At 65.9% G+C, this 25,751-nt stretch carries 27 protein-coding genes and 1 riboswitch; of the genes, 9 read left to right on the top strand and 18 right to left on the bottom strand.

The window, feature by feature from the left end; all coding sequences use genetic code 11:
* Positions 1-111: 111 nt before the first annotated feature.
* Positions 112-276, bottom strand: a riboswitch (FMN riboswitch).
* Between the two features lie 128 nt (positions 277-404).
* Complete coding sequence (gene ribD, locus FBY03_RS10625) at positions 405-1,514, bottom strand: bifunctional diaminohydroxyphosphoribosylaminopyrimidine deaminase/5-amino-6-(5-phosphoribosylamino)uracil reductase RibD (RefSeq protein WP_147172209.1); 1,110 nt, start codon at positions 1,512-1,514, stop codon at positions 405-407.
* Positions 1,514-1,978, bottom strand: a complete 465-nt coding sequence (nrdR, locus tag FBY03_RS10620) for a transcriptional regulator NrdR (RefSeq protein WP_147172207.1) — start codon at positions 1,976-1,978, stop codon at positions 1,514-1,516. The genes ribD and nrdR overlap by 1 nt, the downstream gene beginning before the upstream one ends.
* A gap of 145 nt (positions 1,979-2,123) precedes the next feature.
* Here nrdR and FBY03_RS10615 point away from each other — a divergent pair, with 145 nt between their 5' ends.
* The 3 genes from FBY03_RS10615 (at position 2,124) to trxA (ending at position 4,223) form a co-directional block, all read left to right on the top strand.
* On the top strand, positions 2,124-2,570 hold the full coding sequence (locus FBY03_RS10615; protein ID WP_147172205.1) for a YbaY family lipoprotein: 447 nt from the start codon (positions 2,124-2,126) through the stop codon (positions 2,568-2,570).
* On the top strand, positions 2,567-3,226 hold the full coding sequence (locus FBY03_RS10610; RefSeq protein WP_147172203.1) for a methyltransferase: 660 nt from the start codon (positions 2,567-2,569) through the stop codon (positions 3,224-3,226). The genes FBY03_RS10615 and FBY03_RS10610 overlap by 4 nt, the downstream gene beginning before the upstream one ends.
* A 127-nt stretch (positions 3,227-3,353) precedes the next feature.
* Entirely contained in the window at positions 3,354-4,223 is an 870-nt protein-coding gene (gene trxA, locus FBY03_RS10605; protein WP_147172201.1) for a thioredoxin, read from the top strand.
* Positions 4,224-4,399: 176 nt separating this feature from the next.
* Here the strand turns inward: trxA and FBY03_RS10600 are convergent, their stop codons facing one another.
* Positions 4,400-4,744, bottom strand: a complete 345-nt coding sequence (locus FBY03_RS10600) for a hypothetical protein (RefSeq protein ID WP_147172199.1) — start codon at positions 4,742-4,744, stop codon at positions 4,400-4,402.
* 127 nt (positions 4,745-4,871) lie between these two features.
* Here FBY03_RS10600 and FBY03_RS10595 point away from each other — a divergent pair, with 127 nt between their 5' ends.
* The 5 genes from FBY03_RS10595 (at position 4,872) to FBY03_RS10575 (ending at position 9,537) form a co-directional block, all read left to right on the top strand.
* Complete coding sequence (locus tag FBY03_RS10595) at positions 4,872-5,432, top strand: DUF2796 domain-containing protein (RefSeq protein ID WP_147172197.1); 561 nt, start codon at positions 4,872-4,874, stop codon at positions 5,430-5,432.
* A gap of 101 nt (positions 5,433-5,533) precedes the next feature.
* Positions 5,534-6,241, top strand: a complete 708-nt coding sequence (locus tag FBY03_RS10590; RefSeq protein ID WP_147172195.1) for an ABC transporter ATP-binding protein — start codon at positions 5,534-5,536, stop codon at positions 6,239-6,241.
* A gap of 1 nt (position 6,242) precedes the next feature.
* A complete protein-coding gene (locus FBY03_RS10585; RefSeq protein ID WP_147172193.1) occupies positions 6,243-7,508 on the top strand; it encodes an ABC transporter permease in 1,266 nt (421 codons plus the stop codon).
* An 11-nt stretch (positions 7,509-7,519) separates the two neighbouring features.
* On the top strand, positions 7,520-8,044 hold the full coding sequence (locus FBY03_RS10580; RefSeq protein WP_147172191.1) for a DUF3299 domain-containing protein: 525 nt from the start codon (positions 7,520-7,522) through the stop codon (positions 8,042-8,044).
* A gap of 161 nt (positions 8,045-8,205) precedes the next feature.
* On the top strand, positions 8,206-9,537 hold the full coding sequence (locus FBY03_RS10575) for an IS4 family transposase (RefSeq protein ID WP_147172189.1): 1,332 nt from the start codon (positions 8,206-8,208) through the stop codon (positions 9,535-9,537).
* A gap of 49 nt (positions 9,538-9,586) precedes the next feature.
* Here the strand turns inward: FBY03_RS10575 and FBY03_RS10570 are convergent, their stop codons facing one another.
* Genes FBY03_RS10570 through FBY03_RS10545 form a run of 6 tightly spaced genes read right to left on the bottom strand, consistent with a single transcriptional unit; the run spans position 9,587 to position 14,457 of the window.
* Positions 9,587-10,684 carry a tetratricopeptide repeat protein gene (locus FBY03_RS10570; RefSeq protein WP_147172187.1) on the bottom strand — a complete coding sequence of 366 codons (1,098 nt, stop codon included), beginning with the start codon at positions 10,682-10,684 and terminating at the stop codon, positions 9,587-9,589.
* Between the two features lies 1 nt (position 10,685).
* On the bottom strand, positions 10,686-11,378 hold the full coding sequence (locus tag FBY03_RS10565; protein ID WP_147172185.1) for an energy transducer TonB: 693 nt from the start codon (positions 11,376-11,378) through the stop codon (positions 10,686-10,688).
* Positions 11,378-11,788 carry a biopolymer transporter ExbD gene (locus FBY03_RS10560; RefSeq protein WP_147172183.1) on the bottom strand — a complete coding sequence of 137 codons (411 nt, stop codon included), beginning with the start codon at positions 11,786-11,788 and terminating at the stop codon, positions 11,378-11,380. Before FBY03_RS10560 ends, FBY03_RS10565 begins: the two co-directional genes overlap by 1 nt.
* A gap of 11 nt (positions 11,789-11,799) precedes the next feature.
* Positions 11,800-12,348, bottom strand: a complete 549-nt coding sequence (locus FBY03_RS10555) for a MotA/TolQ/ExbB proton channel family protein (RefSeq protein WP_256677913.1) — start codon at positions 12,346-12,348, stop codon at positions 11,800-11,802.
* The gene (locus FBY03_RS10550) at positions 12,341-13,690 is read right to left on the bottom strand and encodes a MotA/TolQ/ExbB proton channel family protein (RefSeq protein WP_147172181.1); all 1,350 of its coding nucleotides are present in this window, start codon (positions 13,688-13,690) and stop codon (positions 12,341-12,343) included. The genes FBY03_RS10555 and FBY03_RS10550 overlap by 8 nt, the downstream gene beginning before the upstream one ends.
* Positions 13,687-14,457, bottom strand: a complete 771-nt coding sequence (locus tag FBY03_RS10545; RefSeq protein WP_147172179.1) for a DUF3450 domain-containing protein — start codon at positions 14,455-14,457, stop codon at positions 13,687-13,689. Before FBY03_RS10545 ends, FBY03_RS10550 begins: the two co-directional genes overlap by 4 nt.
* Before the next feature lie 191 nt (positions 14,458-14,648).
* On the opposite strand from FBY03_RS10545, the gene FBY03_RS10540 reads away from it, so the two are divergent.
* On the top strand, positions 14,649-15,335 hold the full coding sequence (locus FBY03_RS10540) for an OmpW family protein (RefSeq protein WP_147172177.1): 687 nt from the start codon (positions 14,649-14,651) through the stop codon (positions 15,333-15,335).
* Positions 15,336-15,402: 67 nt separating this feature from the next.
* On the opposite strand, the gene FBY03_RS10535 is transcribed toward FBY03_RS10540, so the two are convergent.
* The 9 genes from FBY03_RS10535 to FBY03_RS10495 all read right to left on the bottom strand — a co-directional run bounded on the left by FBY03_RS10535 (position 15,403) and on the right by FBY03_RS10495 (position 25,744).
* Positions 15,403-16,341, bottom strand: coding sequence for an NAD-dependent epimerase/dehydratase family protein (locus FBY03_RS10535; RefSeq protein WP_147172175.1), 939 nt, complete (start codon positions 16,339-16,341; stop codon positions 15,403-15,405).
* A complete protein-coding gene (locus FBY03_RS10530; protein ID WP_178090629.1) occupies positions 16,334-17,218 on the bottom strand; it encodes a sugar nucleotide-binding protein in 885 nt (294 codons plus the stop codon). Before FBY03_RS10530 ends, FBY03_RS10535 begins: the two co-directional genes overlap by 8 nt.
* Positions 17,219-17,495: 277 nt before the next feature.
* Positions 17,496-18,278, bottom strand: a complete 783-nt coding sequence (locus FBY03_RS10525) for an SDR family oxidoreductase (RefSeq protein ID WP_147172173.1) — start codon at positions 18,276-18,278, stop codon at positions 17,496-17,498.
* A gap of 68 nt (positions 18,279-18,346) precedes the next feature.
* A complete protein-coding gene (locus FBY03_RS10520) occupies positions 18,347-19,402 on the bottom strand; it encodes an ABC transporter ATP-binding protein (protein WP_147172172.1) in 1,056 nt (351 codons plus the stop codon).
* Positions 19,403-19,454: 52 nt separating this feature from the next.
* Positions 19,455-20,312 carry an ABC transporter permease gene (locus tag FBY03_RS10515; RefSeq protein WP_147172170.1) on the bottom strand — a complete coding sequence of 286 codons (858 nt, stop codon included), beginning with the start codon at positions 20,310-20,312 and terminating at the stop codon, positions 19,455-19,457.
* On the bottom strand, positions 20,309-21,217 hold the full coding sequence (locus FBY03_RS10510; RefSeq protein WP_147172168.1) for an ABC transporter permease: 909 nt from the start codon (positions 21,215-21,217) through the stop codon (positions 20,309-20,311). Before FBY03_RS10510 ends, FBY03_RS10515 begins: the two co-directional genes overlap by 4 nt.
* Positions 21,218-21,312: 95 nt before the next feature.
* A complete protein-coding gene (locus tag FBY03_RS10505) occupies positions 21,313-22,416 on the bottom strand; it encodes an extracellular solute-binding protein (protein ID WP_147172166.1) in 1,104 nt (367 codons plus the stop codon).
* 230 nt (positions 22,417-22,646) lie between these two features.
* Entirely contained in the window at positions 22,647-24,110 is a 1,464-nt protein-coding gene (locus FBY03_RS10500; protein ID WP_147172164.1) for an aldehyde dehydrogenase family protein, read from the bottom strand.
* On the bottom strand, positions 24,104-25,744 hold the full coding sequence (locus FBY03_RS10495; protein WP_147172162.1) for a 5-guanidino-2-oxopentanoate decarboxylase: 1,641 nt from the start codon (positions 25,742-25,744) through the stop codon (positions 24,104-24,106). The genes FBY03_RS10500 and FBY03_RS10495 overlap by 7 nt, the downstream gene beginning before the upstream one ends.
* Positions 25,745-25,751 lie beyond the last annotated feature (7 nt).

The raw sequence follows: 25,751 nt of genomic DNA, 5'->3' as shown, positions 1-25,751 counted from the left end.
GGGCCGGGTGATAAACCTGTGACATTTAACTGAACTCCTGTTTTAGACAAAACAGGGCATGACTGATCGAAAGGGATCTACCGGCGCGCTACCGCGCACCCATGCAGACTATCCCGCTCTCTCTTTATCCGGACTCTAACCGTCGGCCCCGGAATCACACCGGGTCTGCTGACCTTGCTGCCGACCCGATCGAGGACAGTAGCAAGCGCTCGCGGGCTAGACGCCTTGCGCGCCATTACCGCCGGTGGGGAATTACACCCCGCCCTGAGAACGTTGCGGCCACCACGGTGGCCACGCGTGGCTTTTTACCATATTTGCCGCCGCGACGCATGACCGGCGCTAGGCGTCTATCGGACTTGGCCGTCCGCAGCAGGGCAGCATTAAGTCCGGCAGGCGCCAGAGCCTTAGGCCGGCACCGCGATGATCCGCCAGTCATCGCCGACGGCACGCATCTCGACGATCTTCAGCTGCGGCGCTTCAGCCATCTGTGCCAGCGGCCAGTCGAGCAAGGGCCGTGCGCTGGAGCCAAGCAGCTTGGGCGCAACGAACAGCTGATACTCATCGACCAGGCCCTGCTGGGCGAAGGCACCGGCCAGGCGCGGTCCGGCCTCGACCAGCACTTCATTGGCGCCACGCGCCGCCAGTTCGACCAGCAGCTTGCGCAAGTCGACGTGCCCGTCGGCGCCCGGCACCTCGAGCAACTCGTGCCCCTCATGCCGATAACGCGCAGCCTCGCTGGCCGCCACAGAGGTCGCCACCAGAGCTGGCCCGGCCTGGAAGAACGGCACGTCGAGCGGCACGCGCAGGCGGCCATCGATCAGTACCCGCAGCGGCGGGCGGTTGGCCGCCAGGGCGGTGAGCTCGGCGCCCAGGCCCAGCTCATCCGGACGTACGGTCAGACGCGCGCCATCGGCCAGCACCGTATCGGCACCGCTCAACACCACACTGGAACGCGCGCGCAGGCGCTGCACCGCGGCCCGCGCCGCCGGCCCGGTGATCCACTGGCTTTCACCGCTGGCCATGGCGGTGCGGCCGTCCAGGCTCATCGCCAACTTGACCCGCACGAAAGGCAGGCCCTGTTCCATGCGCTTGATAAAGCCGAGGTTGAGCGCCCGCGCCTCGGCTTCCAGCACGCCGCACTGCACCTGAATGCCGGCCTGCTCGAGACGCCGCAAGCCGTTGCCGGCGACCTGGGGGTTGGGGTCCTGCATGGCCGCGACCACCCGCGCCACGCCGGCATTGACCAAAGCATCGGCACAGGGCGGGGTACGCCCGTGGTGGCTGCAGGGTTCCAGGGTGACATAGGCGGTAGCGCCACGGGCCCGCTCGCCGGCCTGGCGCAACGCATGCACTTCGGCGTGCGGCTCGCCGGCGCGGGCGTGCCAGCCTTCGCCGACGACCTGCCCAGCGCGGACGATGACGCAGCCAACGCGCGGATTCGGATGGGTGGAGTACAGGCCCTTACGGGCCAGTTCCAGGGCACGCGCCATAAAGGCCTGATCGCAGTTGCCCATCAGTCTTTCGAGGGCTCGCGGGACAGCCGGTCGATCTCTTCGCGAAACTCGTTGAGGTCCTGGAAGCGCCGGTACACCGAGGCGAAACGGATATAGGCGACCTCATCGAGTTTTTGCAGTTCGCCCATCACCAGTTCGCCGAGCACCAGCGACTTGATTTCGCGCTCGCCGGTGGCGCGCAGTTTGTGCTTGATATGGGCTATCGCCGCCTCCAGCCGCTCGATGCCCACCGGACGCTTTTCCAGCGCGCGCTGCATGCCGGCACGCAGCTTGTCTTCATCGAAGGGTTGGCGGCTGCCGTCCTGCTTGATCAGCCGTGGCATCACCAGCTCGGCAGTCTCGAAGGTGGTGAAACGCTCTTCGCAGGCCAGGCATTCGCGGCGACGACGCACCTGCCCACCCTCGGCGACCAGACGCGAGTCGATGACTTTGGTGTCGTTGGCACCGCAGAAGGGACAGTGCATAGGAGGGCAACAGCCTTAATCGGAAAGGCGCCATGGTAGCGCATCCCGCAGGCAAGACAAGTCGAGACGGTTACGGTATATAGGCGCGCGCAGCCAGCTACTCTTCTGCTCATACCTTTTCGTCACTCCGCCCCGATGGACACCCATGCCGCTGCGACTGTTTGCTCTTCTTAGCCTCCTTGGCTTGCTCGCCGCCTGCGCCGCCAAGCCGCCGCTTGCGCCTCAGTTGCCAGCCGAGCCCCCACCGGCAGCTACCGACGAGACCGCCGCACCCCTGCCCGCCTATTTGCGCGAGCTCAGCGGCAGCCTGCTCGGCGTGCCGCCGGGCGCCGAGGCCGAGTTGGCCTTGCTGGTGCTCGATCAGCGCGGCCTGCCACAGGGTCTGCTGGGCAACATCCAGGTGCGCGGCGATGGTGCGCCACTGCTTTTTCGCCTGCCATTCAATCCACAGGCATTTGCCCCCGGGGCGCGGATCGAACTGCGCGGCCGTGTGCATTTCTCCGGCCGGCTGATCCTGCGCCTGCTGCCGCTGCCGATTCGCCACGCCCAGAGCCAGTCCCTCGGCGAGTTGCGCCTGGTGCCAGCGCCATGAAGCCACCTGCCGCGCTACAGGCGGCGCTGAGCGAGTTGCTCGGCGATGCTCAATTGGTTGCCGCCACCCTGCCCGGCACCGCGCTGAAGCTCTGGCTGATCGATGCGGCGAATATGGATCGTGCCTTCAGCCCGGAGGAAACCCGGCGGATACTCGAAGACCCGCCTTACTGGTGCTTCTGCTGGGCCAGCGGCCTGGTGCTGGCGCGCTGGCTGGCGGAACGGCCCGAGTGGGTGCGCGGCAAGCGCGTGCTGGACTTCGGTGCCGGTTCGGGCGTGGCGGCGATTGCCGCGGCGAGCGCCGGCGCCCTCGAGGTGGTGGCCTGCGACCTCGACCCGCTGGCCCTCGAAGCCTGCAGAGCGAATGCCGCGCTGAACGACGTGGCACTGAGCTACTCGACGGACTTCTTCCAGGAGACCGACCGTTTCGACCTGATCATCGTCGCCGACGTGCTCTACGACCGCGCCAACCTGCCGCTGCTCGACCAGTTCCTCAGTCGCGGTCGGCAGGCGCTGGTCGCCGACTCACGCATGCGCGACTTCCAGCACCCGCTGTATCGCCGCCTCGGCCAGATGCAAGCCTGCACCTGGCCTGATTTGGCCGAGCCGGCGGAGTTTCGCCGGGTCAGCCTGTACCACGCGCAACGCGAACACTGAGCGGCCGCCACGACGCATAGCCGCTCAATACTGCGCCGGCTTGCATCGCCCTTGCTTTCCGCGCCCGGCGTCGCCATTTACTATGCATGCCACTTTTCATCCGCCGCCCGCCTTTGCGAGAATCCCGATGAGCGAAACTCCCTACATTTTCGACGCCAGCACCAGCAACTTCGACCAACTGGTGATCGAGAACTCCTTCCACAAGCCCGTGCTGGTGGACTTCTGGGCAGAGTGGTGTGCCCCCTGCAAGGCCCTGATGCCTGTGCTGGCGCAGATCGCCGAGAGCTACCAGGGCGAGCTGCTGCTGGCCAAGGTCGACTGCGATGCCGAGCCCGACGTGGTGGCCCGTTTCGGCATTCGCAGCCTGCCGACCGTGGTGCTGTTCAAGGACGGCCAACCGGTCGACGGTTTCACCGGCGCCCAGCCGGAGTCGGCGATTCGCACCCTGCTCCAGCCGCATGTCGCCGAGCCCGCCGCACCAACCGCCAAGCCACTGGAAACGGCCCAGGCGCTGTTCACCGAAGGGCGCTTCGCCGAGGCGGAAAACCTGCTCAAGCAATTGCTCGGCGAGGACAGTGAAAAACCCGCCGCGCTGATTCTCTACGCCCGCTGCCTGCTCGAGCGCGGCGAGCTGAGCGAGGCCGAAACCGTGCTCAATGCGGTCAGCGGCGATGAGCACAAGCAGGCGCTGGCGGGCGCGCGGGCGCAACTGACCTTCCTGCGCCAGGCCGCCGACCTACCGGATGTGGCCAGCCTGAAAAGCCGCCTGGCGCAGAATGCCGAGGACGACGAGGCGGCCTACCAGCTGACCATCCAGCAACTGGCGCGGCAGCAGTACGAGCCGGCGCTGGACGGTTTGCTCAAGCTGTTCGTGCGTAATCGCGGCTACGCCGACGGCCTGCCACACAGCACCCTGCTGCAGATGTTCGACCTGCTCGGCAGCGACCATCCGCTGGTCACGGCCTACCGCCGCAAGCTGTACCAGGCGATTTATTGACTAGTTTGTAAGACCGGCGTAGCCAGCGAGCTTTGCTGGGTTTCGCTACGCTCTACGCCAGCCTACTGTCACCGTCCGCAGGCTGGCGTAGAGCGCAGCGAAACCCAGCGTGCAGGCCAGCGTCGGCGCAAGGGCTGATTCAACAGGGGCGCAACCGCGCCCCGATGCCCGGCGCGCTAGCCGGCGTCCACCCAACAATAAATCGGCGCATCTTCCCCGCTTTCCATGCGCACCTGCGCGCAATGGCGCAGCCGCACCAGCAGGCGCTTGCCGGCTGCCTCACCGCCCGCCAGCGCGGCTAACTGCTCGAGCAACTGCGGCCCCTCGATCCGCCCGGCCTTGCGCAACAGCTCCAGGGTGGTCTGCCACAGCGCATCGGTTGGCATCGGCGCGCTCACCGGCGCCGCCGCTGCCTCTGCCACCGCCGGCAATTGCCCGGCCAATTGCGCCCAGTCCTGCGGGTCCAACTCCAGGGTCAGGTCCACCGGCCAATCGCCGATCCGCCCACGAATACGCACCATCTTGTCGCCCTCGGGTTAACTGCGGCCATGCTCCCACGCCGGCAGGCCTCAGCCAAGCGAGGCTAGCCAGATCAAATAGATATTGTTATAACGTATCAATAACTATCAGGCTTACCCGGAGATCATCATGCGTCGCTTGCTGTTTACCCTGCCCTTCGCCCTGCTGCCGCTGAGCATCAGCCACGCCCAGCAACATGAGCACAGCGAACATACCAGCCTCGCTGCCCACGCTCATGGCATGGCACAACTGAACGTGGCGCTGGACGGCTCGGTTCTGGAACTGGAGCTGGAAAGCCCGGCCATCAACCTGCTGGGCTTCGAACATGCCGCCAACAGCCCGGCCGATCGGGCCAAGATCGCCAGCGCGCGTCGCCAACTGGAACAACCGCAGGCGCTGTTCGGCCTGGCCACTGGCGGCTGCAGCCTGAGTACACAAGAACTGCAAAGCCCCCTGTTCGGCCCTGAAGATCATGAGAAGCATGAGGAGCACGAAGATGCCGGCGAACACAGCGAGATCCACGCCCACTACCGCTTCGCCTGCGCTCAAGCAGACGCCGTGCAGCAGCTGGACCTGAGCGAGCTGTTCAAACGCTTCCCCGCCACCCTGAAAATCCAGGTGCAACTGCTCGGCCCGAATGGCCAGCAGGGCGCAGAGCTGACGCCGGACAACCCGCGCCTGACCTTTTGAGGGTCTGCCTATCCTGTTCGACTTGAAACTCCCTCGGAGCCTGGCATCCTCAGCCTCCCCAAGATTGCCGTTCGCCTGAGCCTTTGCATGATCAAGCCGCTATGACCACTCCCCTGCTCGCACTCAGCAACCTCGGCTTCGCCTGGCCCGGCCAGGCGCCGCTGCTGGACATCGCCAGTTTCACCTTGCAGCGCGGCGAGAGCCTGTTCCTCAAGGGCCCCAGCGGCAGCGGCAAGACCACCCTGCTCGGCCTGCTCGGCGGCGTGCAGCAGGCCGATCGCGGCAGCGTGCGGCTGCTCGATCAGGAGCTGAGCGCTCTCGGCTCCGCTGCCCGTGACCGCTTCCGCGTCGACCACAGCGGCTACATCTTCCAACAGTTCAACCTGCTGCCGTTTCTCTCGGTGCGCGAGAACGTCGAGCTGCCCTGCCACTTCTCCCGCCTGCGCGCTCAGCGCGCGCGGCAGCGCCACGGCAGTATCGATCAGGCCGCCGCCAGCCTGCTGGCCCATCTCGGCCTCAAGGCCGAGCTGTTGCAGCGCCGCGCCGACAGCCTGTCGATCGGCCAGCAACAACGGGTCGCCGCCGCCCGCGCGCTGATCGGCCAGCCGGAGCTGGTGATCGCCGACGAGCCGACCTCGGCACTGGATGCCGATGCCCGCGAGGCGTTCCTGCAGCTGTTGTTCAGCGAATGCCGCGACGCCGGCGCCAGCCTGCTGTTCGTCAGCCACGACCAGAGCCTGGCGCACCTGTTCGATCGCAGCCTGTCACTGGCCGAACTCAACCGCGCCGCCGCGCCCCAGGAGGTCTGAGGTGTACCTACTCCGTCTAGCCCTGGCCAGCCTGGGCAACCGCCGCTTCACCGCCCTGCTCACGGCATTCGCCATCGCCCTGTCGGTGTGCCTGTTGCTGGCCGTCGAACGGGTGCGCAGCGAGGCGCGCGCCAGCTTCGCCAATACCATCAGCGGCACCGACCTGATCGTCGGCGCCCGCTCCGGCTCGGTCAACCTGCTGTTGTATTCGGTGTTCCGCATCGGCAACGCCACCAACAACATCCGCTGGGACAGCTTCGAGCACTTCGCCAGGCATCGCCAGGTGAAGTGGGCGATCCCCATCTCCCTCGGCGACTCGCATCGCGGCTACCGGGTGATGGGCACCAACCCGGACTATTTCAGCCACTATCGCTATGGCCGCAGCCAGCCCTTGAGCCTGAGCCAGGGCCGCGCCTTCGCCGACGACCCGTTCGAGGTGGTGCTCGGCGCCGAAGTGGCCGAGGCGCTGCACTATCGGCTCGGCGACCAGCTGGTACTGGCCCACGGCGTGGCGACCATCAGCCTGCTCAAGCACGACGACAAACCCTTTCGCGTGGTCGGCATCCTGGCGCGCAGCGGCACCCCGGTGGACCGCACCCTGCACATCTCCCTGGCCGGCATGCAGGCGCTGCACATCGACTGGCAGAACGGCATGCCCACGCGCGGCGCCGGCAAGGTCTCGGCCGAACAGGCGCGCACCTTGCAGCTGCAACCCGAGGCAATCACCGCAGTACTGCTGGGGCTCAACAGCAAGATCGCCACCTTCAGCCTGCAGCGCGAGATCAACGAGTTTCGCGGCGAACCGCTGCTGGCGATCCTCCCAGGCGTTGCCCTGCAGGAACTGTGGAGCCTGATGAGCACGGCGGAGCAGGCGCTGTTCGTAGTCTCGCTGTTCGTCGTGTTGACTGGGCTGATCGGCATGCTCACCGCCATTCTCACCAGCCTCAACGAACGCCGCCGCGAGATGGCGATTCTGCGTTCGGTCGGCGCCCGCCCCTGGCATATCGCCAGCCTGCTGATACTCGAAGCCTTCAGCCTGGCGCTGGCCGGTGTGTTGCTCGGGATACTGCTGCTGTATCTCGGCATCGCCGGCGCGCAGGGCTATGTGCAGGCCCACTACGGCCTGTATCTGCCGCTGAATACACCCTCGCCCTATGAGTGGTCGCTGCTCGGCGCTATTCTCGCTGCCGCCCTGTTGATGGGCTGCATCCCGGCCTGGCGCGCCTATCGGCAATCGCTGAGCGACGGCCTGTCGATTCGTTTATGAGGCAACCGCACATGCCCCGCCCGCTACTCGCTATCCTGTTGCTCGCCCTCGCCACCTCGGTGAGCGCCGGCGAGGTACGTGAACTGACCTGGTCCGAACTGATCCCCGCCGATGCGCCCGTGCAAGTAATGCAAAGCGCCCCCCTACACGACCTGTCGCAACTGGCCGACGCGCTGGCGGCCGAAGCCGCGCCCGCGGCCACGCAAGAGTCACCCCGCGCACCGGTGGTCGAGGCCCTGGATGGCCAGACGATCAAACTGCCGGGCTACATCGTGCCGCTGGATGTCACCGACGAAGGCCGCGTGACCGAGTTCTTGCTGGTGCCCTACTTCGGCGCCTGCATCCATGTACCGCCGCCGCCGTCGAACCAGATCGTCCACGTCACAGCCGAGCTGGGTGTGTTGCTCGATGCGTTGTACCAGCCGTTCTGGGTCGAGGGCCCGCTGCGGGTCGAGCAGAGCAGCAGCGAACTGGCCGAGGCCGGTTACCAGATGCAGGCGGACAAGATCTACGCCTACGAGTTGCCGGACAGCTAGCAGACAACGCCTCGGCCGCCGATCGCCGGCAAGCTGGCGCCTACAACGGCGGGGTACGAAAAAGCCAGACCCTTGAGTCTTAATGCTGTTCACTTAAGCATTTGAGGCTCTGCCGGGCTTCCCCGAGAATCCGATGCCAGACTTCTGGCATCGGATTTTTTATGTCTCTCCAACAGCAACTGCTCGACTTAGGCGAACTGTTTAACTTCTCCGATCTGAGCACCTTCACCCAAAACATCCCGATCGAGTGGGTGTCATCCGCGCTGGACCTTTGCGCCCAGGCCACCATACGGCGGCGGCGCCTGCCCAGCGATCAGGTGCTTTGGCTGGTGCTTGGCATGGCCTTGTTCCGCGACGAGCCGGTCCATGAGGTAGCCCGGCGCCTGAACATCTGTGCCCAAGGCTTGGCATCTCACGATCTGCTGGCCAGAAGCGGTGTCACCGAGGCGCGCAAACGGCTGGGTGCCGATCCGGTTGAATGGCTGTTCCGCCAGACGGGTAACCAGTGGGGCTGCGAGCGCTATGAGGGCGATACCTGGCAGGGCCTGCAGGTATTGGCCGTGGATGGTGCACTCCTGCGCACCCCAGACACCCCTGAACTCCGAGAACATTTCGGCTCCGGCAATACCTCCACCGACCGCCAGACGCCGTTTCCCATGCTACGACTGGTAGCCCTGATGAACGTGCGCTCGCATCTGATTCTGGATGCCCAGCTGAGCCCCTACCGACGCAGTGAAATGCGCTTGGCCGATGAGTTTTTGCAGCAGATTCCCAGCCATTCGGTGACGCTGTTCGATAAGGGCTTCTGGAGTGCCGATTTACTGCTGAGCCTGGCCGCAGCAGGGGAAAACCGGCACTGGTTGATTCCAACCCGCAAAGGCTTGGTCAGCGAGGAAGTCGCTCGCTACGGCAAGGGGGATCGCTTGCTGCGCATGAAGGTGTCGCCTCAGGCCAGAAAGCGCAACCCCAGCCTGCCAACGCACTGGGACGTGCGCGAAGTCAGCTACGACGTAAAGGGCAAGATCAAAACAGTACTCACCTCGCTGCCAGTGGATACTTACAGCGCCAAAACCATCGCCAAGCTGTATCAGGAACGCTGGGAGATCGAACTGGGCTTCCGGGATATCAAGAGCTCTCTGCAACAGAATGCAATGACCCTGCGTAGCAAGGTAAAGGAACTGGTCTACCAAGAAGTCTGGGGATTGTTGCTGGCCTACAACATCATCCGCCGTGAAGCCAGCCAGGCAGCCGTCGCCTTTGGCCGCTCTCCGTGCGATATCCGCTTCAAGCCAGTGGCCCAATACATCGCCGTGCAATTGATCGTAATGGCGGCGGCCAACCCAATTTCAGCAACAGGAAGACGATTGTCGGAGTTGAGGGCAGGAATCGGCGGGCTGTTTCTGGATCACCGTCCAAGGCCATCAAGACCAAGGACGGTGAAGATTTCGAAGACCCGCTACCCAGTGAATCGGAAGGCCGCTCCGCTTAAGTGAACAGCATTAAGACCCTTGAGTCTGGCTTTTTCGTATGAGTCACTTGTTGTCAGCCGGCACTGGCCACGCGCTTTTCCCGCTCGAAACTCAGCTCGCTGCGCGCCCAGTCGCGCCAGGCCCGCACGGTGCGGCGCGCGGCGCCGGCGCGTTCGGCTTTGACCAGTGCATCCAGCCCCGCCTGCCAGCGGGCTTGCTCCAGCTCCAGCTGGGCCAGGTTCAGCCAGTGCGTGGCGCTACCGGAACGCGCGGCCAGCTGGCGAAACAGACGCGCTGCCGCAGCGCGCTCGCGCGCCTGCCACCAGAGCAGGCCGAGGCGTTCCTCGCGGGCCACGCTGCGCGCCAGCAAGCCCTGCTCGAGCATGCCCGCCAGCAGCTTGGCACCCTGCCAGGGTTGCTCCGCCGCACCGGCCAGCAACACCAGGTTGTCCAGCTCGCCTTCGCTGAAACGCAGGCCCTTGCTGTGCGCGGCGCGCAGAGTGGCCAGGGCCCTGTCGTGGTGCCCGCTCAGTTGCTGCAAGGCTGCCAGCTGCCGCCAGTGCTGGGCACTATTGGGCTGACGCGCGAGCAATTGGCGCTGCCAACGCTCGGCTGCCGGGTAGCGCTTGAGATCGGCATTCACCGCCACGAGAAACTGCAACCAGCTGTCGGCGGCCTGCGGATTGGCCTGCACATAACGCTCGGCCAAGGGCAGCGCCTTGGCTGGCTGGCCCAGACCCTGATAAGCCTGCACCAGCATTTGCAGCTGCTCTTCATCCGCCTGGGCCTGATACGGCGTCAGCAAGGCGACAACCTGGGCATAGCGGCGTTCGAGCAGGTTGAGCCTGACCAGGTTCAGCCGTTCATTGGCCAACAACTCGGCGTCCAGCTTGCCGCTGCTGAGCGCCTTGTCGAGCAGTTCGATGGCCTTGGCGTTCTGCCCTTCGGCCCAGGCCAGGTAACCCCGGCTGCGCCACAGCAGGGCCTGTTCCAGACTGCCCGGTTTGGCCTTGGCGGCATCCAGGGCGCGCCTGGCAGCGGCGTAGTCGCCCTGCTGCTGGGCACTCTGCGCGCTATTCAGGGCGCGGAACACGCCGGGTTCGACGCTTTGCCCGGCGGCCTGGACCGCGCCAGCCGTGCAGAGCATCCATAACAGCAACAGACGCTGCATCTCAGCGACCTCCCTCAAGACGGAAGTACAGGGTTTTCACCGCTTCGCGGGCCACCGCCAGACCGCTCTCGGTGCGCGGGGCGAAGCGCCAGCGCACCGCGGCACGCCGCGCCTCACGCTCGAAGACGTTGTGCGGACTGGCCTCGAGCACGCGAATATTCTCCACCGCGCCGGCGCGGTTGATGGTGAAGGCCAGTTTGACGTGGCCCTCGATGCCGCGCTGCAGGGCGTGGCGTGGATATTCCGGGCTGACATCATTGAGCGGCATCACTTCACTCTCCGGGCCACCACTTTGCCCGCCGGACTCAGCCGGGCTCGGCGCACTCGATGGCGCAGCGCCAGCAGTCAAACCACTCAGGCTGGGTGTCGGCGCGCTGCTGACGCTGATGCCACTGCTCAGGCTCGGCAGTTGCAGATCCAGTGCCGGCAGCGTGGCACTCGGCGCGACCGCCTGCGGGGTGGGCGGCGTCGGCGCTTGCGCCGTTTGCGGCTGCGGAGGCTGCGGAGGCTGCGGCGCCTGCTGGCGGGTACGGGTCGCGGTGTTGCTCGACTCGCCATTCAGGCGCACAAAGTTGGCCACCGTCACTGGCTCATCCGCCGGCTGGCTGCGCGGTGGTGCGACCATGTAGAGCATCAGCGCGAACAGCGCCACGGCCATCAGGCAGGCAGCGGTAAAAGCCAACGACAGGCGCATCAAAGCGCTCCCGAGGTGGCCGCCAGGGCAACGTCCTGCGCCCCGGCCAGACGCGCCTGATCCATCACCTGCACCACCAGGCCGGTGCGCGCATCCTGATCGGCCTGCACCACCACGGCGCCTTCCGGCTGATCGACACGCATGCGTTCGACATGGGCGCGCACGCTGCGTACGTCGACGACTTTCTTGTCCATCCACACCTGGCCGTCGGCGGTGATGGCGATGAGGATGTTGCCCTCGTCTTGCGGGCTGGCGGTTTGCGCCTGGGGGCGCTGCACTTCGACCCCGGACTCCTTGATAAAGGAGCTGGTGACGATAAAGAAGATCAGCATGATAAAGACCACGTCGAGCATCGGCGTCAGATCGATACCGGTGTCTTCGTCTTGCTGGTGGTGACGGCGCATTCTCATGTTTTGCAGTCTCAGTCGTGACGCAGCTGGTCGGCCAGCCGCTCGAGGGCCTGACGGGCGTCGCGCTCGAGGCGCGCCAGGCTGAATAATCCGCTGATCGCCAGAACCATGCCGGCCATGGTCGGCAGGGTCGCCTGCCAGACGCCAGCGGCCATACCGCGCGGGTTGCCGGTGCCATTGAGCGCCAGCACATCGAACACCGCGACCATGCCGCTGACGGTGCCGAGCAAGCCCAGCAGCGGGTACATAGCCACCAAGGTCTTGCTCAGGCGCAGCGGGCCCATCAGGTGCTGACGGGCCTGGGCCAGCCAGGCGCTGCGCACCGCGCGCTGCCAGCTGCCGTCATCCTCTTGCAGCAGCTGCTGCCAGGCCTGACGGCGCTCGCCGACCCATTCGGGAAAGACCCGGCGCATGTACCAGAAGCGCTCGAACACCAGGGTCCAGAACAGCACGCAGAGCCCCGCCAACGCCCACATCACCACGCCACCGGCGCCCATGAAGTCGAGCAGCGCATAGCCGCTGTCGAGCAGCCGTAGCCAGAAGCCGAGCCAATCAGTCACGACGCGGCGCCCCGGACAGGTGCAGGGCGATCAAGCCGGCGCTTTGCTGTTCCAGCAGCTGGATCAACCCCTTGCTGCGGCTGGCCAGCAGGCTGTGCAGGAACAGCAGCGGGATCGCCACCACCAGACCCAGTACGGTGGTGACCAGGGCCTGGGAGATGCCATCGGCCATCAAGCGCGAGTCGCCGCCCCCGCCCTGGGTGATGGCCTGGAAGGTGACGATCATGCCGGTCACGGTGCCGAGCAAGCCGAGCAGCGGCGCCACCGCGCAGAGCAGCTTGAGCAGGCTCTGGCCTTTCTCCAGCGGCGGGGTTTCCTGGAGGATGGCCTCGTCGAGCTTCAACTCCAGGGTCTCCAGGTCGGACAGCTGCGGCTTCGGCCCCAGCACGCCGATCACCCGGCCCAGCGGATTATCGTCGCGCGGCTCACTCAGCGCGTGGATTTGCGCCCTCACCCCTTGCCCCACGCGGAGCAGATAGACCATGCGCCAGAGCGCCAGCAACAGACCGAACAGGCCCATGGCGACGATCAGCCAGCCGACCAGCCCGCCTTGCTGCACGCGATCCCACAGACTCGGCTGGCGTTGCAACTGGGCTAACCAGGTGCCGCGACTCGGGTCGATGGGCAGACTGGCGAGCGCCTCGGCACTCTCCAGGTAGTCCTCGACCTGACCCAGCCCGGACGGCTGGCGCGGCGGCGCCAGCAACTCACCGGCATCGGCGTCGTAACGCAGGAAGGCGTCGGCGCTGAAGGCGGAAAATGCACCGACGCGCAACACCGACTGCACCTCGCGGCGGCCATCGGCGGCCACCACCGGCAGCGCCACGCGCGCGACCCGGCCACTGGCGGCGAGGTCTTCGAGCAGCAGCATCCAGTAACCGTCGAGGTCTTCCGCCGAGGGCAAGGTGCGGCTTTCCGCCAGGGCCTTGAGGCGTTGCAGGCGCGCGGGGTACTGCGCGTTGAGCAGGCTGTCCTGCCACTGCCCGGCGACATCGCCGGCGCTCTGGCGGACTACGCCGAACAGCTCGCCGAGATGCCCGACACGCTGGGCCAGGCGCTTTTCCTGCTCGGCCAATTCGGCCTCCTGGCGGTCGAACTCAGCCTGCAAACGCTCGGCTTCGGCTTTCTGTACCTGCAGGGCGGCCTTGGCACTGGCCAGCCGCTGCGCGCGCTCGCCCCGTTCAGTGATAAAGGCCTGCTCGCGCGAATGCATGGCGGCAACTTCGGCGGCACGCTCGCCACGGATACGCTGCAGCAGTTGATCGGGGCTGAGCGTTTCAGCGGCCTGGACGATAATCGGTAGCAGACTCAAGGCGGCTATCGCGAGAAAACGACGGCTCATGGCTTGGCCTCCTGGGCCAGGGTTTTCACCGGCAGATCGAGCAGCACCGGTGCCTGCTCCTGGCGGGCGATGGCAATGGCCTGCTGCAGCGGGCGCCGCGCGCTGCTGTCCAACGCCTGCCACTTGCGACTTTGCGGGTCCCACCAGCCGCTTTGGTGGCCGTCGAGGGTCTGGAAATACAGCATCACCCGGCCCAGGCGCAGAAACTCGACGCTACGCGAACCACCGTCACCCGGCAGCTCACCGCGCCAGGTTTCCAGGGTGCGGCCGTAGTCACTCTCGACCTGATAGGCCTCGAGGATTCGTCGGTACTTTTCCGCCAGGCTGACATCGGCGCGCGGCAGCATATCCTGCAGTTGCGCCAGGCGATCGCTGCGCTCATCGGGCAGGAACGGCAGGTCGGCGGCAATGAACTCACCGAGCACTTCGACCATGCGGCGCATCTGCGGGGTGACCGCCTCCTGGGTGCGTTCGATGCCGTCCAGTTGCGCCTGGTAACCGGCCAGCTCCTTGCGTTGGGCGGCGACCAGCTCGCGCAGTTGGGCGTTATAGCCTTGCAAGGCCTCAGCGTGCTGCAGCGCATCGCGGTACTCATTGAGCATCTCGCGGCTGCTGTCATCGAGCTGCTCGATGCGCGCCTGCGAGGCCTTGGCTTCGGCGGCCAGGCGCTGGCTTTCATCCAGCGCGGCGTCCAATGGCGCGGCCAGCAGCGGCGCGCTGAGCAACGTCAGGGCAGCGGCCAACGCACGGAGGGGGTAAGGGTTCATGCAGGAAGAGTCCTCGACCGACGAGCTTACTTAAAAAAGAGAAGCATTATCATCTATGCCCTTGAGCGAAGGCAACGGGTAAAAAGCCACAGCCCAATGAAGGGTTTTATTGCGCCATGTCAAAAGCGGATTCGCTTAGCTCCCTAACATTGTCATCAACCCACCTTACCGACGACTCGACTGGAGCCACAATGCGCACACCCCTGCTCTCCGCTTCCCTGCTGGCCATGGCACTGACCACCCCCTTCGCCCAGGCCCACCAGGCCGGCGACATCATCCTGCGTGCCGGCGCCATCACCGTCGCCCCCCAGGAACAAAGCAGCGCTATCTGGGTTGGCGCGCTGAACAGCGACGTGGCCGGCACTAAAGCCTCGCTGAACAGTGACACCCAGCTGGGCTTGAACTTCGCCTACATGCTGACCAACCACGTCGGCATCGAATTGCTGGCCGCGACCCCGTTCAGCCACGACGTAGGCGTGAAAGGCATGCCAGGCGCGTTTGCCGGCCTCAACGGCCAGCTCGGCGAGCTCAAGCAGTTGCCGCCAACCTTGAGCCTGCTGTACTACCCGATGGACAGCGGCTCGGCCTTCCAGCCTTATGCGGGCGCGGGCATCAACTACACCTGGTTCTTCGACGACAAGCTCACCAGCGAGGCGCAAAACAAGGGCTTCAGCGGCCTGGACATGCAAGACTCCTGGGGCCTCGCCGCCCAGCTGGGCATGGACTACCTGCTCGGCGACAAGCTGATGCTCAACGGCCAGGTGCGCTATATCGACATCGACACCAGCGGCAGCACCTCCTTCGGCGGGCAGAAGGTCAAGGTCGAGGTGGAAGTCGATCCCTGGGTCTACATGGTCGGCCTCGGCTACACATTCTAGGCGCCAGCAGCGGTCAGAAAAAAACCGGCGAGTGCGCCGGTTTTTTATGCGCAGCAATGGCCGCGGCTCAGCTCAGCCCCAGCAGCTGCTGCAGGCCGACGCGGATCGAGGTCGGCGGCGGCAACCGATAGTGTTCCAGCAGACGCTGGTTGTTCGCCCGCGAATGGCGGATGTCGCCGGGGCGTGGCGGCAGGTAGCTGACCGCCGGCAATCCGCCGAACAGGCTGCCGATTTCGGCCAGCAGCCGATTCAGGCTGATGCTCTGATTCCAGCCGACGTTCACCGCACCGACTACCGCCTGCGGCGCGGTCAGGGCTTGTAGCAGCAGGTCGACCAGATCGGCGATGTAGAGGAAATCGCGGGTCTGCTCGCCATCGCCAAACACGCTGATCGGCAGCCCTTGCTGCGCGCGCGCGGTGAAGATGCTGATCACCCCGGAGTAAGGCGAAGAGGGGTCCTGACGCGGCCCGAAGATATTGAAGAAGCGAAAAATCGCCGGTTCCAGGCCATGCTGGCGGCGATAGAAGTCCAGATACTGCTCGCTGGCCAGTTTGTCCACCGCATAAGGGGTCAGCGGCGCCTTGGCGATTTCTTCGTCGATCGCCTGGCCTTCGCCGTTGTTGCCGTAGACCGCCGCACTGGAGGCGAACAGCACGCGCCTGACACCATGCTGACGCATCGCCTCGCAGACGTTCAGGGTGCCGACGAAGTTGCTCTGATGGGTGCTCACCGGGTCGTGCACCGAGGCCTGTACCGAGGCCACGGCGGCCAGGTGCACCACAGCGCTGCAGCCGGCCACCGCCTCCAACACCAGGGCGGCATCGGCCACATCGCCCTCGATCAGTTGCAGGCGCGGATGCTCCAGCGGCAGGTTGCCGCGCCTGCCCATCGACAGGTTATCCAGCACCCGCACCGCATGGCCCTGCGCCAGCAGCGCGTCGACCAGATGCGAACCGATGAAGCCGGCGCCGCCGGTGACCAGAACAGGGGATAGCGGCTCAGACATGACGGTAGTAGCGGTCCAGTAAGCTCGGCAGCCCGGCGCGCCAGGCGCGCGGTTTGATGCCGAAGGTGTGGAGGATTTTTTTGCAGGCCAGCACCGCATGCTGCGGCTCATTGCCGGCATCCGGACGCGCGGCATGCGCTTGCGCGGCGACCTCCTCGACCAGGCTGCTGCGGAAGTTACGCGCCTCGCTCAGCAGCGCCTGACCCAGGCCCAGCGAGGTGGTCGCCTCATGCCCGCCGTAGTGGTAGGTGCCCCATAACGGCGACTGGCAGTCGAGCTGTTTGAGTACTGCGAGGATCACCCGCGCCGCGTCATCGACCGGGGTCGGATTGCCGCGCCGATCATCGGCGAGCAGCACGGTCTCATCACGCTCGGCGCGAGCCAGGAAGCGCCCGAGGCGCCCCTCGGGACTCTCATCCAGCAACCAACCGAAGCGCAGCAGTACATGCCGCGGGCAGGTCGCGCGTACGCTTTGCTCGAGTCGCCACAAGGCCTGGCCCTGGATGCCCAAGGGCTGCGGTTCTTCCTTTTCGCTATAGGCGGTGACCCGCGAACCATCGAATACCCGGTAGCTGGACGGCTGCAGCAAACGGATCTCGTGGTGTTTGCACAGCTCGGCCAAGCGCTCGACGGCCCGCTCCTGCAGGGTCAGACGCGTCTCGCAGACCTCGTCTGCCTGGAACCAGTCGAAGTAATAGGCCAGATTGACCAGCGCATCGGGGCGGGTCTCATCCAGTAGATGGGTCAGGCTGGCGGCGTCCCAGCCACTTTCTGGCGGGCGTGGCGCCAGGAAGCCGATGTCCTCCTCGGCACCGAGGCGGATCAGCGCCTGTCCCAGGGCATTGCCGCCGCCCAGTAGCATCAAGCGCATATGCATGGTTGTTCGCTGCGATCAATCGCGTCAGGCGCACTCATGGGGCAATACCGCGAAGCACTGGCCTCGCGCCCTTGCTCACCGCTCCTGACTCGACCACCGCCTCTCTCCCGGCTTGGCATTATCGTAGTTAGACGCTGGCGCAGCGCCGAAGTGTCGCATTTTGCGGGTTTAAGCGCGCGCCGTCACTAGTCGCGCACCACGCCGGGTGCACGCGTCAGTCCGAACCAGCCACAGCACCAAGCCAACCGGCCCGCATCCGCGCGCCAGGCGCTTGCCCTCAACTCCTCAGCAAGCCCCCATCGACCGCGATCGATGCGCCCGTCAGGTAGCCGGCCAGCGGACTGGCGAGGAACGCCGCGAGCGCACCGAATTCCTCGGCCGTGCCATAACGGCCGAGCGGTATCTCGGCCTGCTCCTGAGCCATCAACACCTCGAGCGGGGTGCCGCTGCGCTCGGCCGCGCCGTGCAGCAGGCTCTGCGTGCGCTCGGTATAGAACATGCCCGGCAGCAAGCTGTTAACCGTGATGCCGGTGGCGCCCAGCTCGGTCGCCAGGGTCTTGCCCCAGTTCGCCAGGGCCGCGCGCAGGGCGCTGGACAGCACCAGGCCTAGAATGGGCTCGATCACGCTGGTCGAAGAGATCATCAGGATGCGGCCGAAGCGACGCCGACGCATGGCCGGCAACAGGCCGTTGGTCAGGGTCATGGCCGACACCAGCATGGCATCGAGCTGCGCATGCCAGAGCTGCGGGTTGCACTCAGCCGCAGGGCTTGGGGGTGGCCCGGCATTATTGCAGACGAGGATATCGGGATCACCGATAAGCGCCCGCACCTGCTGGATCGCCGCATCCAGATTGGCGATGTCATTGAGATCGGCCATCACCGCCTGGGCATCGCCACCGGCCTGGCGGATCTGCGCGACCGCGCGCTCCAGCTTGGTCGGGTCGCGTGCCAGCAGACAGACCCGCGTGCCCTCCTGTGCCAGGGCCTGGGCCACGCCGAAACCAAGCCCGGCGCTACCGCCACAGACCAGTGCACTACGATTTTCCAGAGCCAGGTTCATCCATCCTCCTCAGCAGCGCTGCAGCAACGCGCGAGTTTGCCGGCAGTCAGCGGCAAACCCGCGCCGATTCAGGCGGTCAGTACGCGACAGGCTTCGGCCGGGATGGTCACCGACACCGGGTTGCCGATGCTCAGGCCAATGCTCTGGCAAGGGGTACTCAGGGCGGTCAGCGATACCCCGGAACAGTCGATGGTGGTTTCGATGGTCGCGCCGCTGTCGCGCACGAAGGTCACGGTGCCCGGCAGGCAGTTGCCGGCAGTGGCTTGGGGCAGCGACAACTGCAGGTCTTCCGGGCGCACCAGCATCTTGATGCTGGCGCCGGCTTGAATGCTCTCGCAGATCGGCACCTGCAGCGCCGCACCGCCCGGCAGGCCCACGCGGCCGCCGCCCAGCGCGGTCGCCGGGAAGATGTTGCCGCTGCCGATGAAGTCGGCGACGAAGGCGTTGGACGGGTTGCGGTAGATCTCGATTGGCGTGCCGACCTGCTGCACCCGGTGCTCGCCGAGCACCACCACGATATCGGCCATGGTCATGGCTTCGCGCTGGTCATGGGTGACCAGGATGGTGGTGATGTTCAGACGCTGCTGCAGCTGGCGGATCTCGATCTGCATGGATTCGCGCAACTTGGCATCCAGCGCCGACAAGGGTTCGTCCAGCAGCAGCAGCTTGGGGTGCGAGGCAATCGCCCGGGCAATCGCCACGCGCTGGCGTTGGCCGCCAGACAGCTTGGCCACCGGACGGTCGACCATCTCCTGCAACTGGATCAGTTGCAGCAATTCAATCACCCGCGCCTGTTGATCGGCCTTGCTCACGCCGCGCAGGCGCAGCGGATAGGCGATGTTCTCGCCGACGGTCATGTGCGGGAACAGCGCCAGCGACTGGAACACCATGCCGAAGTTGCGCTGATGCGCCGGGGTGTGGCCGATGTCTTCGCCGTCCAGGCGGATTTCGCCGTCGCTGAGGGTTTCCAGCCCGGCGATCATGCGCAGCAGGGTGGTCTTGCCGCAGCCCGAGGGGCCGAGAAAGCACACCAACTTGCCCTCCGGCAGGTGCAGGTTGACGTCCGTCACGGCGCAGGCCGAGCCGTAGTGTTTTTCGACGTTTTCTAGAACTAATCCGCTCATGCGGCACCTCAAATAAGCTGTTGCCGGCAAGCCCAGGGCCTGCCCGGCTGAATTAAAAGGACACGCCACCTTCGCCGACCAGCTTCTCCAGCGCCCAGATCAGGGCGAAGTCGATCAGCACGATCAGCACGGCGAAGGAGAAAACCGTCGGGTCGAGGGACGACACGGTGCGGCTGTACATCCAGATCGGCACGGTCATCACGTCGATGTTGTAGAGGAAATAGGTCACGGTGAATTCGTTGAAGGAGATGATGAACGCCAGCAGCATCCCGGCCAGAATCCCCGAGCGCATCAGCGGCACCACCACATCGACGATCGCGCGCAACGGCGAGGCGCCGAGCATCTGCGCGGCCTCCTCGACCTCACTGCCGATCGACAGCATGGCCGCGGTGCAGTTCTTCACCACGAACGGCAGGGCGAGGATCACGTGGGCGATCACCAGCCGCGAGGTGTTCAGCTGAAACGGCAAGCTGTCGAACACCAGCAGCAGGGCCAGGCCCAGCACCACCATGGGGAACACCAGCGGCAGCGACATCAGCTGCATCGCCGCCGCCTTGCCGCGGAACTCGCAGCGCACCAGCGCATAGGCCGCCGGCACCGCGATCAGGGTGGCGAACAGCATGCTCAGGGTGGACACCAGCAGGCTGGTGGTGAGCGCCTGGCCGAGACTCAGCACGTCGCTCGAGTCCGGCGAGACGAAGGTGTGCCAGGCGGCCTTGTACCACTGCAGGCTGTAGCTGGCCGGCGGAAAGTCGAGGTTCGAGGCGCCGCTGAACGACATCACGATCATGGTCAGGATCGGCAGCACCGCCAGCAACAGGATGGCCCCGGACAGGAACATGGCGAAACGTCCGGTTTCGCCCGGCAAGGGGGCGGCGCGGCGCAAGCCGCCCTTGAGTAGACTGCTCATTGCGAAGCCTCCAGGATGCGCCGACGACGGCCGGTGACGAATTCGGAGAAGGTCATGATCGCCAGCGTGGTGACGATCAGCACCACCCCGGCGGCCGACGCGGCGGGCCAGTTCATCAGCGGGGCGATCTGGTCATGCACCATCACCGCGAGCATCGGCACCCGGCGGCCACCGAGGAGCAAGGGCACCACGAAGCTGCTGGCGTTGTAGGCGAACACCAGGGTGGCGCCGGTGATGATGCCCGGCAGGCTCATCGGCAACACCACCTGACGGAACACCTGCAGGCGACTGGCGCCCAGGGTCGCGGCGGCCTCCTCATAGCTGCGTGCAACGCCGCGCATGGCGCTGGCGATCGGCAGCACCGCCAACGGGAAGGCGGTCTGCACCAGGCCCATCAGCACGCCGGTCTGGTTGTACAGCAGCATCACCGGGCGGTCGATCAGGCCCAGGCCGAGCAGCGCCTGGTTGAGCATCCCCCCCGGGCCGAGGATCACCAGCCAGCCGTAGCTTTGCAGCAGCAGGTTGACCAGCAAGGGTAGCAGCACCGCGGCGAGGAACACCCGACGCAACAGCGGCGACTGCAGGCGCGACATGCAGTAGCCCACCGGAATCGCCAGCAGCACCGCGATCAGTGCACTGACCAGGGCCAGACGCAAGGTCAGCAGCAGCGACTTGAGGTAATAGGGTTCGAGCAACTGGGCGTAGCTGGCCAGGCTGAAACCGCTCCATTCCGCGCCCTTGGTGCCGACGCTCATGCGCAACACCAGCAGGCTGGCGGCAATCAGCACGCCGAGGAACAGCATCGACGGCGTCAGGAACAGCCAGGCTCGCGCGGTGGGGGAAATCGTCTTGGCCGGGCGCAGGGGCGCCACGCCGACCGGACGGGTCAGAGTTGAATGTGCCATTTCGGTGATCTCATCAGTACAGAAGGTTGCCGCGCACCGCGCAGAGGCTCGGGGCCAGCTGCGCGGTGCCGTTCACGGCAGGTACCGTAGCTACATCAGGAGGAGAAGATTTCCGTGTAGCGGCGAATCCACTGGTCGTGCACGGTGGCCAGGAAGGCGTTGTCGTGCATGATCGCCTTCTCCGAGATCTGCTCGGGCGTGAGGATGTACGGGCTCTTGCGCGCCTCGGCGGAGATGATCGCCTTGGCGTTGACCGGGCCGTTGAAGATGTCTTCGGCCATCTTGCCCTGCACCAGCGGGTCGAGCGAGTGGTCGATGAAGGCATAGGCCAGGTCGGTATCGCCGGGACGGTGCTTGGGCATGACCGAGAGCATCAGGTCGGTGTAGAAACCTTCTTTCATGCCGAAGGTGGCACCCAGGCCGTAGGCCGGATCGCGGATCTGCTTGGGGAAGAAGGCCGGCGCATAGAGGCCGCCCATGTCCAGCGAACCGGTGCGGAACAGTTCGGCGATCTGGTTGGGGTTCTCGCCCAGGGTAATCACCCGATCCTTGAGCTTCTCGAGCATTTTGAAACCCGGCTCGACATTGTGCTCGTCACCGCCGGCCAGCTTGGCGGCGATGATGATCAGGTCCATGGCCTCGGTCCAGTTCGGTGGCGGCAGGAAAATGTTCGGCGCCATGTCCTTGTCCCACAGGGCGGCGTAGCTGTCCGGCGCCTCTTTCACGGTGCGGGTGCTGTAGATCAGGCTGTTGCACCACAGCAGATAGCCGATGCCATGGCCGCCGGCGCCGGTCTGGTACTGCGCCGGCACGTCGCGCAGATTGGGGATGCGGTTGAGGTCGGGCTTTTCCAACAGCCCGGCGCTGGCCAGGCCCTCGGCGCCGACGCCGGCCAGGGTGATGATGTCGTATTGTGGGCGATCGCCAGCGGCCTTGAGCTTGGCGACCATCTCCGAGGTGCTGCCGGTGCGGTCGGCGATCACCTTGGCGCCGGTCTTGGCCTCGAAGGTCGCGGCGATATTGCGCAGCGCGGCCAGGCCGGTGTCGTCCGACCAGGTGAGCAGACGCAGGGTCTTGCCCTGGAACTTCATATCGCTGGCGCTGGCCTTGATGAAGGGAAAGGACAAGGCCGCGGCAGCCACCGACGCGGCGCCCACCGTCTTGATGAATTTTCTTCTGCTGAAATCGTGTTCGCTCATCGCTATTTCCTCTTGTTTTTATCTTTCATCGGGAGCTTGCGGCCCGGCGCCGGGCTCCCCGCAATAAACCGTTCAACCTGGCCTGACGGCTCAATTCGCGCCGGCGCGGCCTGAGCCGGTCAAGCCATCCTGCGGCGCACTCGACAGGCCAACAATCGATAAATAGTCATCGAAGCCATGCGTGAAACGCATGCCTTACAAGCAGGCATGCGTGCGCCACAAACGCCCGATTAAAGGGCGCGAATAACGTGTTTGATTTCCTGGAATGCCTGCAGCCCCCAGGGCCCCAACTCACGCCCGATGCTGCTCTGCTTGAAGCCGCCCCAGGCCGCCTGCGGGAAGATCACCTGCGGCGCATTGATCCACACCAGGCCCGCTTGCAGGGCATTGGCGACCCGTTCGGCGCGACTGGCGTCGCCGCTGACCACGCTGGCCACCAGGCCGAACTCGCTGTCGTTGGCCAGCTCGATGGCCTCTTCCTCACTGCTGAAACTGCGCACACAGAGCACCGGCCCGAAGATCTCCTCGCGCCACAGGGCACTGTCCAACGGCACCTCGGTAAATACCGTGGGCCGCAGGAAGTAGCCACGCGACAGGCCCGCCGGCCGCTCGCCGCCGGTCAGCAAGCGCGCGCCGACATCCAGGCCGTCGGCGATATGCCGGCAGACCCGCTGGTACTGGGCCTGATTGACCAGGGCGCCCATTTCCACATCCGACTCCAGTGGGTCACCGACGCGGATCGCCTCGGCCCGCGTCTGCAGGCGCGCGAGAAATTCATCGAGCAGCTCATCGGCGACCAGCACCCGACTGGTGGCCGAACACATCTGCCCGGCATTGAAGAAGCCGCCGCCACAGGCCAGCTCGACCGCCAGATCCAGATCGGCATCGGCGAACACCAGCAGCGAGGACTTGCCGCCCAGCTCCAGGCTCACGCCCTTGACGGTCTCGGCCGCGCGCTGCATGACCTGTACGCCCACCGCATTGCTGCCGGTGAACGACAACTTGGCCACCCCCGGATGCGCCGCCAGTGGCGCCCCGACCGCCAGGCCGGTGCCGCAGACCAGGTTGAACACCCCGGCCGGCAGGCCGCTCTCGGCGATGATGTCGGCCAGCTCCAGTTCCGCCAGCGGGGTGACCTCCGAGGGCTTCAACACCACGGTGCAACCCGCCGCCAAAGCGGGGGCCAGTTTCCAGGCGGTGGTCACCATGGGGAAATTCCACGGCACGATCAGCCCCACCACGCCACAGGGCTCACGACGCAGACGGGCGGCGAAGTCCGTGCTCGGCAGCGCCACCGCGGTGTCCTGCTGAGCATCCAGCGCCTCCGCCAGTTCGGCGTAATAGGTGAAGGTGGCGATCACATCGTCGACATCGATCGCCGCTTCCGTCAGCGGCTTGCCGTTGTTGCGGGCCTGCAGCTGGATCAGACGCTCGCGGCGCGCGTCGACCCCGGCGGCGATCCGGCGCAGACAGGCGCCCCGCTCGGCCCCGCTGCTGCGCCCCCAGAGCGGAAACGCCGCGTTCGCCGCGCGCACCGCCTGCTCCACCGCCGCGGCGGCGCCGCCAGCCACATTCACCAACTGCTCTTCGGTGGCAGGGTTGATCACCCGCAAGCTGTCGTCACCGCTCAACCATTGCCCATCGATATACAGGCCGGCCAGCGCGCCGTTGTGCGTCGGACGGCTGTTCAACATGCGGCCACCCCACTCATCCAGGCCTGCTGATCGATCTCGATCAACGTCGGCACCTGGGCTTCGCGCGCCTGGCGCAAGGCCGCGCGCAACGCCTCGGCGTCATTCGCCCGCCCCGCCGCGCAGCCCAAGGCCGTGGCCGCGGCGACAAAGTCCGGGGTGAAGATGTCCACACCCACCGGCTCGATGTCGCGGTTGACCATGTACTTCTTGATCTCCTCGTAACCCTGGTTATTCCACAGCAGCACGATGATCGGCGCACGCGCCTCCACCGCGCTGGCCAGCTCGGCCAGGGTGAACTGCAATCCGCCGTCGCCGATCAGGCACACCACCGGACGCCGCGCCTTGCCCTCGCGGCTGTCGCCGAGCAAGGCACCGATGGCCGCCGGCAAGGCATAGCCGAGAGTGCCGTAGCCGGTCGAGGAATTGAACCAACGGCGTGGCTGTTCCAGGTTCAGGGTCAGGTTGCCGCTGTATACCGGCTGAGTCGAATCGCCGACCAATACGGCGTCCGGCAGCTCCTCCAGCACCGTCTGCAGAAAGCTCGTCTGCCCCCGCATAGGGAGATCCCAGGACGCCTCGAGGTCTGCACGCAGTCGCGCGGCGCGGGCGCTGCCCCAGTCGTCACGACGCGCGGCCAATCCCTGCTCGGCCAGCGCCGCATGCAAGGCCTCCAGCGCCAGCGCGGAGTCGGCGACCAGTGCCATGGCGGGCGGGTAATTGCGCACCGCCTGATCCGGGTCGATGTCGATGCGCAACAGCGCCCCGGGAATCTCGAAGCCACCGGCGAAAGTCACGTCATAGTCGGTTTCACCCAGCTCGGTACCGACCGCCAGCACCACATCCGCCTCGGCCACCAGCTCGCGGGTGGCCAGGGTCGACTGGGTCGAGCCGATCAACAGCGGATGGGCCGAAGGCAACAGGCCCTTGGCATTGATGGTCAGGGCCACCGGGGCTTGCAACTGCTCGGCCAGGCGGGTCAGCGCCGGCGCCGCGTCGATGGCGCCGCCACCGGCGAGAATCAGTGGCCGCTTGGCGGCAGCCAGGCGGCTGGCCATCTGCGCGACGGCGGCCGGGCTGGCGCCGGGCCTGGCCAAGCTGATTGGCTGACTGGCCCGCAGCTGATCGGCCTCCTCGACCAGTACGTCCAGCGGAATCTCGATATGCACCGGGCGCGGACGCGCCGCCTGAAACACCGCGAAGGCACGCGCCAGCACCGCCGGCAGCTCGGTGGCCGACAGCAGAGTATGGGAGAAGGCGGAGAAGCCGGCGACCAGATTGCTCTGCGACGGCAGCTCGTGCAGCTTGCCACGCCCACCGCCGAGCTGACTGCGCGCCTGCACACTGGAGATCACCAGCATCGGAATCGAATCGGCATAGGCCTGGGCCATGGCCGTGGCGATATTGGTCATGCCAGGACCGGTGATGATGAAACACACCCCCGGCTTGCCGCTGGTACGCGCATAGCCATCGGCCATGAACCCAGCGCCCTGCTCGTGGCGCGGCGTGACATGTTCGATAGGCGAACGGGCCAGGCCGCGATAGAGCTCGACGGTATGCACGCCGGGAATACCGAATACCCGCTCAACGCCGTAGCCTTCGAGTAATTGCACCAATACTTCGCCACATGTCGCCATCTTCTTT

The sequence above is a fragment of the Pseudomonas sp. SJZ079 genome (assembly GCF_007993865.1).
Lineage (GTDB): Bacteria > Pseudomonadota > Gammaproteobacteria > Pseudomonadales > Pseudomonadaceae > Aquipseudomonas.
Note: the sequence above shows the minus strand (reverse complement) of the source record. Positions and strands in the feature narration are given on the sequence as shown.

Bases quoted from the DNA above. Each gene is read 5' to 3' on its own strand.
- ribD (WP_147172209.1), bottom strand. From the start codon at position 1,514: ATGGGCAACTGCGATCAGGCCTTTATGGCGCGTGCCCTGGAACTGGCC.
- nrdR (WP_147172207.1), bottom strand. From the start codon at position 1,978: ATGCACTGTCCCTTCTGCGGTGCCAACGACACCAAAGTCATCGACTCG.
- FBY03_RS10615 (WP_147172205.1), top strand. From the start codon at position 2,124: ATGCCGCTGCGACTGTTTGCTCTTCTTAGCCTCCTTGGCTTGCTCGCC.
- FBY03_RS10610 (WP_147172203.1), top strand. From the start codon at position 2,567: ATGAAGCCACCTGCCGCGCTACAGGCGGCGCTGAGCGAGTTGCTCGGC.
- trxA (WP_147172201.1), top strand. From the start codon at position 3,354: ATGAGCGAAACTCCCTACATTTTCGACGCCAGCACCAGCAACTTCGAC.
- FBY03_RS10600 (WP_147172199.1), bottom strand. From the start codon at position 4,744: ATGGTGCGTATTCGTGGGCGGATCGGCGATTGGCCGGTGGACCTGACC.
- FBY03_RS10595 (WP_147172197.1), top strand. From the start codon at position 4,872: ATGCGTCGCTTGCTGTTTACCCTGCCCTTCGCCCTGCTGCCGCTGAGC.
- FBY03_RS10590 (WP_147172195.1), top strand. From the start codon at position 5,534: ATGACCACTCCCCTGCTCGCACTCAGCAACCTCGGCTTCGCCTGGCCC.
- FBY03_RS10580 (WP_147172191.1), top strand. From the start codon at position 7,520: ATGCCCCGCCCGCTACTCGCTATCCTGTTGCTCGCCCTCGCCACCTCG.
- FBY03_RS10575 (WP_147172189.1), top strand. From the start codon at position 8,206: ATGTCTCTCCAACAGCAACTGCTCGACTTAGGCGAACTGTTTAACTTC.
- FBY03_RS10570 (WP_147172187.1), bottom strand. From the start codon at position 10,684: ATGCAGCGTCTGTTGCTGTTATGGATGCTCTGCACGGCTGGCGCGGTC.
- FBY03_RS10565 (WP_147172185.1), bottom strand. From the start codon at position 11,378: ATGCGCCTGTCGTTGGCTTTTACCGCTGCCTGCCTGATGGCCGTGGCG.
- FBY03_RS10560 (WP_147172183.1), bottom strand. From the start codon at position 11,788: ATGAGAATGCGCCGTCACCACCAGCAAGACGAAGACACCGGTATCGAT.
- FBY03_RS10550 (WP_147172181.1), bottom strand. From the start codon at position 13,690: ATGAGCCGTCGTTTTCTCGCGATAGCCGCCTTGAGTCTGCTACCGATT.
- FBY03_RS10545 (WP_147172179.1), bottom strand. From the start codon at position 14,457: ATGAACCCTTACCCCCTCCGTGCGTTGGCCGCTGCCCTGACGTTGCTC.
- FBY03_RS10540 (WP_147172177.1), top strand. From the start codon at position 14,649: ATGCGCACACCCCTGCTCTCCGCTTCCCTGCTGGCCATGGCACTGACC.
- FBY03_RS10535 (WP_147172175.1), bottom strand. From the start codon at position 16,341: ATGTCTGAGCCGCTATCCCCTGTTCTGGTCACCGGCGGCGCCGGCTTC.
- FBY03_RS10530 (WP_178090629.1), bottom strand. From the start codon at position 17,218: ATGCATATGCGCTTGATGCTACTGGGCGGCGGCAATGCCCTGGGACAG.
- FBY03_RS10525 (WP_147172173.1), bottom strand. From the start codon at position 18,278: ATGAACCTGGCTCTGGAAAATCGTAGTGCACTGGTCTGTGGCGGTAGC.
- FBY03_RS10520 (WP_147172172.1), bottom strand. From the start codon at position 19,402: ATGAGCGGATTAGTTCTAGAAAACGTCGAAAAACACTACGGCTCGGCC.
- FBY03_RS10515 (WP_147172170.1), bottom strand. From the start codon at position 20,312: ATGAGCAGTCTACTCAAGGGCGGCTTGCGCCGCGCCGCCCCCTTGCCG.
- FBY03_RS10510 (WP_147172168.1), bottom strand. From the start codon at position 21,217: ATGGCACATTCAACTCTGACCCGTCCGGTCGGCGTGGCGCCCCTGCGC.
- FBY03_RS10505 (WP_147172166.1), bottom strand. From the start codon at position 22,416: ATGAGCGAACACGATTTCAGCAGAAGAAAATTCATCAAGACGGTGGGC.
- FBY03_RS10500 (WP_147172164.1), bottom strand. From the start codon at position 24,110: ATGTTGAACAGCCGTCCGACGCACAACGGCGCGCTGGCCGGCCTGTAT.
- FBY03_RS10495 (WP_147172162.1), bottom strand. From the start codon at position 25,744: ATGGCGACATGTGGCGAAGTATTGGTGCAATTACTCGAAGGCTACGGC.